Source organism: Flavobacterium davisii, assembly GCF_042182265.1.
GTDB classification, from domain to species: Bacteria; Bacteroidota; Bacteroidia; order Flavobacteriales; family Flavobacteriaceae; genus Flavobacterium; species Flavobacterium davisii.
The window spans coordinates 47,080-61,341 of record NZ_CP097869.1 but is presented as its reverse complement, the minus strand read 5'-3'; the positions used below and the strand labels follow the sequence as shown (position 1 = coordinate 61,341).

Sequence of the window (14,262 nt, the reverse complement as noted above, 5' to 3'; positions counted from 1 at the left end):
CACATAAAAAGAAGTCGGTGTCGTTCAGCGACGACACTGACTTATAACAAACGGGCGTAGTACAAGGGTCAGTATAGTGGTCTCCAAAACCATTGATGGGGGTTCGAATCCCTCCGCCCGTGCAAATAAGAAATATAATGAACAAAGTGACTAATTATATATCAGAAGCTTTTGAAGAGTTTAAGTCAAATGTGACTTGGCCAGGATGGGAAGAGGTTCAGAAACTAACTGTAGTTGTGGCCATCTTCTCTGTCATTTTTGCACTAGCCACTTGGGGCGTTGACGAAATTTTTACTAAAACAATTGAGGGTTTCTTTAATTTGTTAAAAGGATAAAATAAAGTTATGGCTGAAACTAGTGTGAAGAAATGGTATGTTGTAAGGGCTGTAAGTGGTCAAGAAAATAAAGTTAAATCCTACATCGAGCAAGAAATTAATCGTGTGGGAATGGCTGATTATATATCACAAGTATTAGTGCCAACTGAAAAAGTGGTAACTGTTCGTGATGGTAAAAAAATTAGTAAAGAACGTGTTTATTTTCCAGGTTATGTTATGATCGAGGCAAACCTAACAGGAGAAATACCTCATATAATAAAGTCTATTACAGGTGTAATTGGTTTTTTGGGTGAGGTAAAAGGAGGAGATCCTGTGCCTTTGCGTCAATCAGAGGTTAATAGAATGTTAGGTAAAGTAGATGAATTAGCAACTACTGTTGATCATGGTTCTATACCTTACTCTGTTGGAGAAACTATTAAAGTTATTGATGGTCCGTTCAATGGATTTAACGGTACTATTGAAAATATAAATGAAGAAAAACGCAAGCTGGAAGTAATGGTTAAAATTTTTGGAAGAAAAACACCTTTAGAATTAAGCTTCGTTCAAGTAGAAAAAGTATAATATTTATTTATATAATTCACATCAATCGCTTCCAATGATCGATGTGCTTAATTTTTTTTAAAATGGCTAAAGAAGTTAGTAAAGTAGTTAAACTACAAGTTAAGGGAGGTGCTGCGAACCCGTCGCCACCGGTTGGACCTGCTTTGGGAGCTGCTGGGGTTAACATCATGGAGTTCTGTAAGCAGTTCAATGCTAGAACACAAGATAAACCAGGCAAAGTATTACCAGTTCAAATTACTGTGTACAAAGACAAATCGTTTGATTTTGTTGTTAAAACTCCACCTGCTGCTATTCAATTGTTAGAAGCTGCAAAAATTAAATCTGGATCTGGGCAACCTAATCGTAAAAAAGTTGCTAGTGTTTCTTGGGATCAAATCAAAACGATCGCTGAAGACAAAATGCCTGATTTAAATGCTTTCACAATTGAAAAAGCAATGAGCATGATAGCTGGAACAGCTAGATCTATGGGTATTACTGTAACTGGAGATTCTCCTTTAAACTAAGAGAAAATGGCAAAATTAACGAAAAAGCAAAAAGTTGCTGCTTCTAAAATTGAGAAGAATAAAACTTATTCTTTAAAAGATGCTTCTGCATTAATAAAAGAAGTTGCTTCAGCAAAATTTGATGAATCAGTTGATATCGCTGTTAAGTTAGGTGTAGACCCTCGTAAGGCGAATCAGATGGTGAGAGGTGTGTGTTCATTACCACACGGTACAGGTAAAGATGTAAGAGTATTAGCTTTAGTTACTCCAGATAAAGAAGCTGAAGCAAAAGCGGCTGGTGCTGACCACGTAGGTTTAGACGAGTACTTACAAAAAATTAAAGATGGTTGGACTGATGTAGATGTAATCATCACTATGCCAGCTGTTATGGGTAAGTTAGGTCCATTAGGTCGTATTTTAGGACCTCGTGGTTTAATGCCAAATCCTAAAACAGGTACTGTGACTATGGAAGTAGGTAAAGCAGTAGAAGAAGTGAAATCTGGTAAAATTGACTTTAAAGTTGACAAAACTGGTATCGTTCATGCGGCTATCGGAAAAGTATCTTTCGATGCTGAGAAAATCCAGGAGAACGCTCACGAAATTATTCAAACATTAATTAAATTAAAACCAACCGCTGCAAAAGGTACTTATATTAAGTCTATCCACTTATCAAGTACTATGAGTCCAGCTATTGCTTTAGATCCTAAAGCAGTGTAATTGGTAGTTAAAAAATTTTAGTATCATGACTAGAGAAGAAAAATCATTAGCGATTCAAGATTTAACTGCACAGTTAGCTGGAACTAATATCGTTTATTTAGCAGATATTTCTGGTTTAAATGCAGAAACTACTTCAAATTTAAGAAAAGCTTGTTATAAAGCTGGTATCAAATTAGAAGTTGTTAAAAATACTTTACTTGCTAAAGCAATGGAAGCTTCTGATAAAGAATTTGGTGATTTACCAACTACTTTAAAAGGAAATACTTCAATCCTAATTGCTGACGTTGCTAATGCTCCAGCTAAAGTAATTAAAGAGTTCCGTAAAAAAGGTGATAAACCTCTATTAAAAGGAGCTTATATCAATGAGGAAGTATACATTGGTGATAAAGAATTAGAATCGTTAGCAGCTCTTAAATCGAAAGAAGAAGTTATCGGAGATATCATCATGTTGTTACAATCTCCAGCTAAACGCATCATTTCTGCTTTACTTAACAATGCAGAGCAAAAAGGTGAAGAAACAGCTGAATAATTAGCGCACTAATTAAATTATATAAATTTTACAAATCATTTAAAAAAGATAGAAAAAATGGCAGATTTGAAACAATTCGCAGAACAATTAGTAAATTTAACAGTTAAAGAAGTAAATGAATTAGCTGCAATTTTAAAAGATGATTACGGAATCGAGCCTGCTGCTGCTGCTGTAGTAGTTGCTGCTGGTGGAGCTGATGCTGCTGCTGAAGAGCAAACAGAATTCACTGTAGTATTAAAAGAAGCTGGTTCTTCTAAATTAGGTGTAGTTAAAGCAGTTAAAGAATTAACTGGTTTAGGATTAAAAGAAGCTAAAGATTTAGTTGATGCTGCTCCAACAAATGTTAAAGAAGGTGTTTCTAAAGATGAAGCTGAAGGCTTGAAAAAAGCTTTAGAAGAGGCAGGAGCTGTAGTTGAGCTTAAATAATTATACATAGTATAAATTATAGGTTTAGGCCTTGAGTAAAGCACTCAATGGCCTAAACCATTTTTTCGTATAGTAAACTATTTGTTTTTTTAAATAGATTCTTACGAATTTTAACTCAACACGAAGAAAGAAACTAAAGTTTATCAATACACTTGTTTTCAAAAGAGGTGTGAGTTATAAATAAAAAAGTATTGATTGTTTTAAATGTTAATAGACTAACATAAAATTACTTTTTTTTAATCATAATTTTGTCCATAGATGATATTAAATCAGACTGAAAGATTGAATTTTGCCTCGACAAAAAACATTCCAAACTATCCAGACTTTTTGGATGTTCAAGTGAAGTCGTTCAAAGATTTCTTTCAATTAGAAACGAAATCTGATGAAAGAGGCAACGAGGGGTTGTATAACACCTTTATGGAAAACTTTCCAATCACTGATACTCGTAATCAGTTCGTATTAGAGTTCTTAGATTATTTTGTTGATCCTCCTCGTTATACAATTGAAGAATGTATAGACAGAGGTCTTACATACAGTGTGCCACTTAAAGCACGTCTGAAATTATACTGTACTGATCCAGAACACGAAGATTTTGAAACCATCGTTCAGGATGTGTATTTAGGTACTATACCTTATATGACTCCTAGCGGTACTTTTGTTATTAATGGTGCCGAGCGCGTAGTTGTATCACAATTACACCGTTCACCAGGTGTATTCTTTGGACAATCATTCCATGCTAATGGAACAAAATTATACTCTGCCAGAGTAATCCCTTTCAAAGGATCTTGGATTGAATTTGCTACTGATATCAACAGCGTGATGTACGCGTATATCGATAGAAAGAAAAAATTACCTGTAACTACGCTTTTCCGTGCTATTGGTTTTGAGCGCGATAAAGATATCTTAGAAATTTTCGATTTAGCTGAAGAAATTAAAGTATCTAAATCAGGTTTAAAAAAATACATCGGTCGTCGTTTAGCTGCGCGTGTATTAAATACATGGCATGAAGACTTCGTAGATGAGGATACAGGTGAGGTAGTATCTATCGAGCGTAACGAAATTATCTTAGATCGTGATACGCTTTTAGATAAAGATAATGTTGAGGAAATTGTTGATGCAAATGTTAAATCCATCTTATTACATAAAGAAGATTTAAATACTGCAGATTATTCAATCATTCATAATACATTACAAAAAGACCCTACAAACTCTGAAAAAGAAGCTGTAGAGCACATTTACCGTCAATTACGTAACGCTGAACCACCTGATGAAGAAACAGCTCGTGGGATCATTGAGAAATTATTCTTCTCTGATCAACGTTACAACTTAGGTGATGTAGGTCGTTATAGAATGAATAAAAAATTAGGTCTTGATATTCCTATGGATAAGCAAGTGCTTACTAAAGAGGATATCATTACTATCGTTAAATATTTAATTGAGTTAATTAACTCAAAAGCTGAGATTGATGATATTGACCACTTATCTAACCGTCGAGTACGTACAGTAGGTGAACAATTATCTGCTCAGTTTGGTGTTGGTTTAGCTCGTATGGCGCGTACTATTCGTGAGCGTATGAACGTTCGTGATAACGAGGTGTTTACACCAATCGATTTGATTAATGCAAAGACCTTGTCTTCTGTAATTAATTCTTTCTTTGGTACAAATCAGTTATCTCAGTTCATGGATCAAACGAATCCATTAGCAGAGATCACACACAAACGCCGTTTATCTGCATTAGGACCTGGTGGTTTATCTAGAGAACGTGCAGGTTTCGAGGTACGTGACGTTCACTATACACACTACGGACGTTTATGTCCTATTGAAACACCTGAAGGACCAAACATTGGTTTGATTTCTTCATTAGGAGTTTATGCAAAAGTTAATGGAATGGGATTCATCGAAACACCTTACCGTAAAGTTGAAAATGGTAAAGTAGATTTAGTGTCCGAACCTATTTATTTAAGTGCAGAAGAAGAAGAAGGTAAGTTAATTGCTCAAGCTAACATCGAAATGGATGAAACAGGAGTGATAACTACGGATAAGGTAATTGTTCGTGAGGAAGGGGATTTCCCTGTAGTAGAACCAAATGCAGTTCATTATACAGACGTTGCCCCTAATCAAATAGCATCTATTTCCGCTTCATTAATTCCATTCTTAGAGCATGATGATGCAAACCGTGCTTTGATGGGATCAAACATGATGCGTCAGGCGGTACCATTATTGCGTCCTGAATCTCCTATTGTAGGAACAGGTTTAGAACGCCAAGTAGCGTCTGATTCAAGAGTATTAATTAATGCAGAAGGAAATGGAGAAGTAGAGTATGTAGATGCTGATAAAATTACAATTAAATACGAAAGAACAGATGCTGAAAGAGCAGTAAGTTTCGATCCAGATGAAAAAACTTATCAGTTAATTAAATTCCGTAAAACAAACCAAAGTACCACCATTAATTTAAAACCTATCGTAAGAAAAGGTGATAAAGTAGTAAAAGGGCAGGTTTTATGTGAAGGATATGCGACCCAAAACGGAGAGTTAGCTTTAGGTAGAAACTTACAAGTTGCCTTCATGCCTTGGAAAGGATATAATTTCGAGGATGCAATCGTAATTTCAGAAAAAGTAGTTCGTGATGATATCTTTACATCAATTCATATTGATGATTATTCATTAGAAGTTCGTGATACGAAATTAGGTAACGAAGAATTAACGAATGATATTCCTAACGTATCTGAAGAAGCTACTAAAGATTTAGATGAAAATGGTATGATTAGAATTGGTGCCGAGGTGAAACCAGGCGATATTCTAATTGGTAAAATTACACCTAAAGGAGAATCAGATCCTACACCAGAAGAAAAGTTATTAAGAGCTATCTTTGGTGATAAAGCGGGTGATGTGAAAGATGCTTCCCTAAAAGCTTCTCCATCATTACATGGTGTAGTTTTAGATAAAAAATTATTTGCAAGAGTTGTAAAAGATAAGCGTAAACGTTCTCAAGAAAAAGACGAACTAGCAGCTCTTGAAATGGAATATGAAACAAAATTTGTTGAATTAAAAGACCGTTTAATTGATAAGTTATTCCTAATCGTTGATGGTAAAACATCTCAAGGAGTAATGAATGATTTAGGTGAAGAAGTATTACCAAAAGGTAAGAAATACACCAAAAAAATGTTACAAGCTGTAGAAGATTTTGCTCATTTGACAAAAGGGCAGTGGGTTGCGGATGATGAAACTAACGAAATGGTTAACGACTTAATTCACAACTATAAAATTAAGTTAAACGATTTACAAGGTGCTTTACGTCGTGAGAAGTTTACAATCACTGTAGGGGATGAGTTACCATCAGGTATCCTAAAATTAGCTAAGGTTTATATTGCCAAGAAACGTAAGTTAAAAGTAGGTGATAAAATGGCAGGTCGTCACGGTAATAAAGGTATTGTGGCGCGTATTGTTCGTCAAGAAGATATGCCATTCTTAGAAGATGGAACACCAGTAGATATCGTATTGAATCCACTAGGGGTACCATCTCGTATGAACATTGGTCAGATTTATGAAACAGTATTAGGTTGGGCAGGTAAAAAGTTAGGAAGAAAGTATGCAACACCAATTTTTGATGGTGCATCTCTTGACGAAATTAACGCTCTAACAGATGAAGCAGGAGTTCCAAGATTTGGTCACACGTATTTATATGATGGTGGTACTGGAGAGCGTTTCCATCAACGTGCTACAGTAGGTGTTATCTATATGTTGAAATTAGGTCACATGGTTGACGATAAGATGCACGCACGTTCTATTGGTCCTTACTCATTAATCACGCAACAACCATTAGGTGGTAAAGCACAATTTGGTGGTCAGCGTTTTGGAGAGATGGAGGTTTGGGCACTTGAAGCGTATGGCGCATCAAGTACTTTACGTGAAATCTTAACAGTAAAGTCAGACGACGTAATAGGTAGAGCTAAAACTTACGAAGCAATCGTGAAGGGTGAAACTATGCCAGAACCAGGATTACCTGAATCATTCAATGTATTAATGCATGAATTAAAAGGTCTTGGTTTAGACATTCGTTTAGAAGAATAACATTCAGTTCAAAGTTAAAGGTTTCAAGTTATATAATTTGAAGCCTAAAACTTTAAAACTTTTAAACAAAAAATTATGACAACAAATAGAAATAAAGATAAAAATACCATCAAACGATTCAATCAAATCTCTATTGGTTTGGCATCGCCAGAATCTATCTTGGCAGAATCTCGTGGTGAAGTATTAAAACCTGAAACTATCAACTATCGTACACACAAACCTGAGCGCGATGGTTTATTTTGTGAGCGTATTTTTGGTCCTGTAAAAGACTATGAGTGTGCCTGTGGTAAATATAAAAGAATCCGTTACAAAGGTATCGTATGTGATCGTTGTGGAGTTGAAGTTACAGAAAAGAAAGTACGTCGTGACCGTGTTGGACACATCAATTTGGTTGTGCCTATTGCTCATATATGGTACTTTCGTTCATTACCTAACAAAATAGGATATATTTTAGGACTACCATCTAAGAAATTAGATATGATCATCTATTACGAACGTTATGTAGTAATACAACCAGGTATTGCTAAAAACGCTGAAGGTGAATCATTACAAGCAATGGAGTTCTTAACAGAAGAAGAATATTTAAATATTTTAGATTCGCTTCCGTTAGAAAACTTATATTTAGATGAAAGCGATCCTAATAAATTCATCGCCAAAATGGGGGCTGAGTGTATTATGGATTTATTGGCAAGAGTTGATTTGGATTCATTATCATATCAACTACGTCATGCGGCTAATAATGAAACATCGAAACAAAGAAAAACAGAAGCATTAAAACGTCTTCAAGTTGTAGAGTCCTTCCGTGAAGCAAATCTGAACAGAGAAAACTTACCTGAATGGATGATATTAAAAGTAATTCCAGTTATTCCACCTGAATTACGTCCATTGGTACCACTAGATGGAGGTCGTTTTGCTACATCGGACTTAAATGACTTATATCGTCGTGTAATTATCCGTAATAATCGTTTAAAACGATTAATGGAAATTAAAGCACCTGAAGTAATCTTACGTAACGAAAAACGTATGTTACAAGAAGCGGTAGATTCATTATTTGACAATACAAGGAAAGCTTCTGCAGTTAAAACAGAATCGAATAGACCATTAAAATCATTATCTGACTCGTTAAAAGGTAAGCAAGGACGTTTCCGTCAAAACTTATTAGGTAAACGTGTGGATTATTCTGCTCGTTCGGTAATTGTTGTTGGACCTGAGTTAAAAATGTATGAGTGTGGTCTTCCAAAAGATATGGCTGCCGAACTTTACAAACCTTTCGTTATCCGTAAATTGATCGAGAGAGGTATTGTAAAAACAGTGAAGTCGGCGAAGAAAATCATTGATAAAAAAGAGCCTGTAGTATGGGATATCTTAGAAAATGTAATCAAAGGACATCCAGTATTACTTAACCGTGCTCCTACGCTTCACAGATTGGGTATCCAAGCGTTTCAACCTAAGCTAATTGAAGGTAAAGCAATCCAGTTACACCCGTTAACATGTACGGCATTTAATGCCGATTTTGACGGTGACCAGATGGCAGTTCACTTACCATTAGGACCTGAAGCTATTCTTGAAGCACAACTATTAATGTTAGCATCGCACAATATTTTGAACCCTGCAAATGGTGCACCTATTACGGTTCCATCTCAGGACATGGTTCTTGGATTGTACTATATGACTAAAGAACGTTTGTCTACTCCTGAATTAATAATTAAAGGAGAAGGTTTGACATTCTATTCAGCTGAAGAAGTACATATTGCTTTAAATGAAGGACGTTTAGAATTAAATGCTCGAATCAAAGTAAGAGCTAAAGATTTTAATGAAAATGGAGAATTAGTATATCAAATTATCCAAACAACTGCAGGACGCGTATTATTTAATGAAGTAGTACCTGAAGAAGCAGGTTATATCAACGAGGTATTAACGAAAAAATCATTACGTGATATTATTGGTAAGATTTTAGCTGTTACGGATGTTCCTACAACTGCTGCTTTCTTAGATAATATGAAAGATATGGGATATGGTTTCGCATTTAGAGGTGGTTTATCATTCTCTTTAGGGGATATCAAAATTCCAGATCAAAAAGAACCTTTGATTGCTGACGCAAGAGAAAAAGTGGAAGAGATTTCTATGAATTATAACATGGGTCTTATCACGAATAACGAGCGTTACAATCAGGTAATTGATATTTGGACATCTGCCAATGCACAATTAACTGAGGCGGCAATGAAAAATATTCGTGAAGATCAACAAGGTTTCAACTCAGTATACATGATGCTTGATTCTGGAGCCCGTGGTTCGAAAGAGCAGATTCGTCAGTTAACTGGTATGCGTGGTTTGATGGCTAAGCCTAAAAAATCAACTGCTGGTGGTGGTGAAATTATTGAAAACCCGATTTTATCGAACTTTAAAGAAGGTTTATCGATCTTAGAATACTTCATTTCTACGCACGGTGCTCGTAAGGGTCTTGCGGATACGGCGTTAAAAACGGCCGATGCGGGTTACTTAACACGTCGTTTACATGATGTAGCTCAGGATGTAATCGTAAATACGGTTGACTGTGGTACATTACGTGGTGTTGAAGTTACGGCTTTAAAGAAAAATGAAGAAATTGTTGAAGGTTTAGGTGAGCGTATTTTAGGACGTGTTGCGTTACAAGACGTAGTTAACCCATTAACTTCTGAAATATTAGTTGCTGCTGGTGTAGAAATTACAGAAGCTATTGTTAGAGAAATTGAAGCTTCTCCAGTAGAAAGCGTAGAAGTACGTTCTCCATTAACATGTGAAGCGACTAAAGGTATCTGTGCTAAATGTTACGGTCGTAACTTAGCAACAGGTAGAATGACTCAAAAAGGAGAAGCTGTAGGTGTAATTGCTGCACAGTCTATTGGTGAACCAGGTACACAGTTAACACTTCGTACCTTCCACGTTGGAGGGGTTGCTGGAGGTATTTCAGAAGAATCTAGTATCATTGCTAAATTCCCTGGACGTTTAGAAATCGAAGATTTAAAAACAGTTAAAGGGGAAGATACAGATGGAGAAGAGGTAGATATCGTAATTTCTCGTTCTACTGAGTTAAAATTAGTAGATGAAAATACAGGTATTTTATTAAGTACACACAATATCCCTTACGGATCCAGTATTTTCGTAACAGATGGTCAAGTAGTAACTAAAGGAGATACAATTTGTAAATGGGATCCTTATAATGGAGTAATTATCTCAGAATTTACTGGTAAAGTAGGTTACGAAGATTTAGAACAAGGACAATCATACTTAGTTGAAATTGATGAACAAACTGGTTTCCAAGAAAAAGTAATCTCTGAAGCTAGAAACAAAAAATTAATACCAACGTTACATATTTATGGTAAAGATGGTGAGCTAATTCGTTCTTACAACCTACCAGTAGGCGCACACTTAATGGTAGAGGATGGTGAGAAAATTAAATCTGGTAAAGTATTAGTGAAAATCCCTCGTCGCTCTTCCAAAGCAGGTGATATTACGGGAGGTTTACCAAGAATTACAGAGTTATTAGAAGCTCGTAATCCTTCTAATCCGGCAGTAGTATCTGAAATAGATGGTGTTGTGTCGTTTGGTAAAATTAAGAGAGGTAATCGTGAAATTGTTATCGAATCTAAATTTGGTGAAATAAAGAAATACTTGGTAAAACTTTCTAACCAAATCTTAGTACAAGAAAATGACTTTGTAAGAGCAGGTATACCTTTATCAGATGGTGCCATTACACCAGATGATATCTTAAGAATTAAAGGACCTTCAGCTGTACAACAATACTTAGTGAACGAAATTCAAGAAGTATACCGTTTACAAGGGGTAAAAATCAACGATAAACACTTTGAAGTGGTTATTCGTCAGATGATGCGTAAAGTACAAGTAAATGATCCAGGGGATACATTGTTCTTAGAAGAACAATTGATTCATACAAAAGATTTTATCGAAGAAAATGATAAATTGTACGGAATGAAAGTAGTGGAAGATGCAGGAGATTCTGTTAATCTGAAGCCTGGACAAATTGTTACACCAAGACAGTTACGTGATGAAAACTCATTGTTAAAACGTGAAGATAAGGATTTAGTTGTAGCTCGTGATGTTATAACGGCAACCGCTACTCCAATTCTTCAAGGTATTACAAGAGCCTCGTTACAAACTAAGTCATTTATTTCAGCAGCCTCGTTCCAGGAAACAACAAAAGTGTTAAATGAAGCAGCTGTAGCTGGTAAAATAGATACTTTAGAAGGTCTTAAAGAAAATGTAATTGTAGGACACAGAATTCCAGCCGGTACAGGTATGAGAGATTATGATAATACAATTGTAGGTTCTAAAGAGGAATATGATGAATTAATGATTACCAAAGAAGAATATAATTTCTAAATTTATTTGGTTATAGAATTTAAAAGCTGTTCAGTTATGAACAGCTTTTTGCTTTTTTGTAAGCTATAAAAAAGAAGAAACCAAAATAATCCCAGATTCGTATTAGGATACTTTTAAAAAATAGCCTTATAAATTTTAATTTGAAAGATTGTTTCTGTCAAAGTATGTTATTAATAGATAAAATTGTTTTTTATTACTATTTTAGTAAAATGAATAATGAGCCAGTTTTAAAGTTTATAAATAGAGTCTTTTAAATATTTTCTTAAAAACAAAAAATAATAGTGTGAATAGTTGGTTTTTTTACTATCATTGTTCTAATAAAATAGATAACATTAAAAAAAGAAATATGAATAATCATGATCAAGAGCAAGAAGGACAAATAAATATAGAATTAGATGAGGCAATTGCTGAAGGCTTTTATTCTAATCTAGCTATTATAAATCATTCAGATACAGAGTTTGTAGTTGATTTTGTTAATATTATGCCAGGTATGCCAAAAGCAAAGGTGAAATCTAGAATTATATTAACTCCTGAACACGCTAAACGTTTAACTCAAGCTTTAATTGAAAATATTCGTCGATTTGAAAACACGCATGGAGCTATTAAAGAAAGTGAGCATCCTCAAATTCCTTTGAATTTTGGCCCAACAGGAAAGGCTTAATTATGTTACCATGAAATTTTGATTTTACTTCTTCGAAATCAATAGACGATTGTCCCTAAAAGTAGTGAATTACCAGCTAGTTTGTCACTGCGATAGCAATAGTCATTTCAGACTATGTGGTTTGTTTACTTATTCAGTTCGTTCGAGCCTCCCTTTGGTCGAAAAGACAAGGTTCCCGACTTTTGGATCACATTGTAAAATTATATTTTAAGCTATCATTTACAAGTTATATAAGGATTAAAATTTTCTAAAAAAAATATAAAAATTGAGTATTTTGAGCAAAAAGACACCAATTTATGTTGAGTTGATTTTTCAGTAGTCCTTATTTACTTATAAAATATATCGCAATGATTTAAGTACAAAAGAGGCTGTCCTAAAACTTGCACTTTTTTTGGACAGCCTCTTTTTTAGTCAAATAAAATAACCTATCGAAAATGTTTTTTATCTTTTAATATTTGTTCTTTATTTTATCGAAACTATATTTATTCAAATTCCGAAGTAAATAGTAACTTTACATTAGGGAATTTCTGTTGTGTCATGGTAATAGAAAAATCAGAATCAGCTAAGAATACCAATTGTCCGTATTTATCTTTAGCCATAAATTTCTGTTTGATACGTTTGAATTCGGCAAATTCTTCACTTTTTGGATCTTCTGGTTGTACCCAGCACGCCTTATAAGCAGGGAAATTTTCATAGTTGCATTTAGCACCATATTCATGTTCCAATCTGTATTGTATGACTTCGTACTGAAGTGCTCCAACGGTACCAATTACCTTTCTTCCATTCATTTCTAATGTAAATAACTGTGCTACCCCTTCATCCATTAATTGGTCAATACCTTTTTCTAATTGTTTAGCTTTTAATGGGTCGGCGTTGTTAATATAACGAAAATGTAAAGGAGAAAAACTCGGAATTCCTTTGAAATTCATTTGTTCTCCTTCGGTAAGAGTGTCTCCAATTTTAAAGTTGCCTGTATCATGTAATCCTACAATATCACCAGGGTATGAAATATCAACAATTTCTTTTTTTTCTGCAAAGAAAGCATTAGGGCTTGAGAATTTAAGATTTTTTCCGTGGCGTACATGTAAATATGGTTTATTACGTTCAAAAGTACCCGAAACAATTTTGATAAAAGCTAAACGGTCTCTGTGTTTAGGATCCATATTAGCGTGTATTTTAAATACAAATCCTGAAAATTTATTTTCGTCTGGTTTTACCTCTCGAGTGTCTGAATGTTTGGGTCTAGGAGAAGGAGCAATTTCAATAAAACAATCAAGAAGTTCTCTAACTCCAAAATTATTTAATGCAGAGCCAAAAAAAACAGGTTGTAAATCTCCTTTTAAATAAGCTTCACCGTCAAATGGAGGATATACTTCTTCAATAAGTTCCAATTCTTCTCTTAATTTAAGAGCTGCTTTTTCACCTATTATTTTTTCTAATTCAGGATTATTAACATCTTCAAAAGCAATCGTTTCTTCAATGTTTTTTCTGCTATCTCCTTCAAATAAATTGATGTTTTTTTCCCAAATGTTATAAATTCCTTGAAAATCATATCCCATACCAATAGGGAAACTTAGAGGGGTAACGTGAAGACCTAATTTTTTTTCTACTTCATCCATTAAGTCAAAAGCATCTTTACCTTCACGATCTAATTTGTTAATAAAAACAATCATCGGTATATTACGCATACGACAAACCTCTACTAGTTTTTCGGTTTGTTCCTCAACCCCTTTTGCAACATCTATTACAACAATAACACTATCAACAGCTGTTAAAGTTCTGAATGTGTCTTCAGCAAAATCTTTGTGACCAGGCGTGTCAAGAATGTTAATTTTTTTGTCTTTATAGTTAAAAGCTAAAACTGAAGTAGCCACAGAAATTCCTCTTTGGCGTTCAATTTCCATGAAGTCAGAAGTAGCACCTTTTTTTATTTTATTGCTTTTTACGGCTCCCGCTTCTTGGATTGCACCTCCAAAAAGTAACAGTTTTTCAGTTAAAGTCGTCTTACCTGCATCAGGGTGGGATATGATTCCAAAAGTTCTTCGGCGTTGTATTTCAGTGTTGAAACTCATTGTTAAAAGAAAAAATTAAGTATTTTTG

The 14,262-nt window shown here is 34.6% G+C and carries 10 protein-coding genes and 1 tRNA gene; 10 read left to right on the top strand and 1 reads right to left on the bottom strand.

Going from position 1 to position 14,262, the window contains the following annotated elements:
- Positions 1-50: 50 nt before the first annotated feature.
- The 10 genes from NAB20_RS00200 to NAB20_RS00155 all read left to right on the top strand — a co-directional run bounded on the left by NAB20_RS00200 (position 51) and on the right by NAB20_RS00155 (position 12,162).
- Positions 51-122, top strand: a tRNA-Trp gene (locus NAB20_RS00200).
- Between the two features lie 15 nt (positions 123-137).
- Positions 138-335, top strand: a complete 198-nt coding sequence (gene secE / locus NAB20_RS00195) for a preprotein translocase subunit SecE (protein ID WP_060382899.1) — start codon at positions 138-140, stop codon at positions 333-335.
- A 9-nt stretch (positions 336-344) separates the two neighbouring features.
- The gene (gene nusG, locus NAB20_RS00190; RefSeq protein ID WP_060382898.1) at positions 345-896 is read left to right on the top strand and encodes a transcription termination/antitermination protein NusG; all 552 of its coding nucleotides are present in this window, start codon (positions 345-347) and stop codon (positions 894-896) included.
- 62 nt (positions 897-958) lie between these two features.
- On the top strand, positions 959-1,399 hold the full coding sequence (rplK, locus tag NAB20_RS00185; protein WP_060382897.1) for a 50S ribosomal protein L11: 441 nt from the start codon (positions 959-961) through the stop codon (positions 1,397-1,399).
- A gap of 6 nt (positions 1,400-1,405) precedes the next feature.
- Positions 1,406-2,095: a 50S ribosomal protein L1 gene (rplA, locus tag NAB20_RS00180; RefSeq protein ID WP_088390949.1), complete on the top strand. Its 690-nt coding sequence runs from the start codon at positions 1,406-1,408 to the stop codon at positions 2,093-2,095.
- Positions 2,096-2,120: 25 nt separating this feature from the next.
- Positions 2,121-2,624, top strand: a complete 504-nt coding sequence (gene rplJ, locus NAB20_RS00175; protein ID WP_088390951.1) for a 50S ribosomal protein L10 — start codon at positions 2,121-2,123, stop codon at positions 2,622-2,624.
- Positions 2,625-2,681: 57 nt separating this feature from the next.
- Entirely contained in the window at positions 2,682-3,050 is a 369-nt protein-coding gene (rplL, locus tag NAB20_RS00170) for a 50S ribosomal protein L7/L12 (protein WP_088390953.1), read from the top strand.
- Positions 3,051-3,308: 258 nt separating this feature from the next.
- Positions 3,309-7,121, top strand: coding sequence for a DNA-directed RNA polymerase subunit beta (rpoB, locus tag NAB20_RS00165; RefSeq protein ID WP_088390955.1), 3,813 nt, complete (start codon positions 3,309-3,311; stop codon positions 7,119-7,121).
- 75 nt (positions 7,122-7,196) lie between these two features.
- Positions 7,197-11,501, top strand: a complete 4,305-nt coding sequence (rpoC, locus tag NAB20_RS00160; protein WP_088390957.1) for a DNA-directed RNA polymerase subunit beta' — start codon at positions 7,197-7,199, stop codon at positions 11,499-11,501.
- 346 nt (positions 11,502-11,847) lie between these two features.
- On the top strand, positions 11,848-12,162 hold the full coding sequence (locus NAB20_RS00155; protein WP_127823759.1) for a DUF3467 domain-containing protein: 315 nt from the start codon (positions 11,848-11,850) through the stop codon (positions 12,160-12,162).
- A 482-nt stretch (positions 12,163-12,644) separates the two neighbouring features.
- On the opposite strand, the gene NAB20_RS00150 is transcribed toward NAB20_RS00155, so the two are convergent.
- Positions 12,645-14,234, bottom strand: coding sequence for a peptide chain release factor 3 (locus NAB20_RS00150; protein ID WP_105196561.1), 1,590 nt, complete (start codon positions 14,232-14,234; stop codon positions 12,645-12,647).
- Between the last annotated feature and the right edge of the window lie 28 nt (positions 14,235-14,262).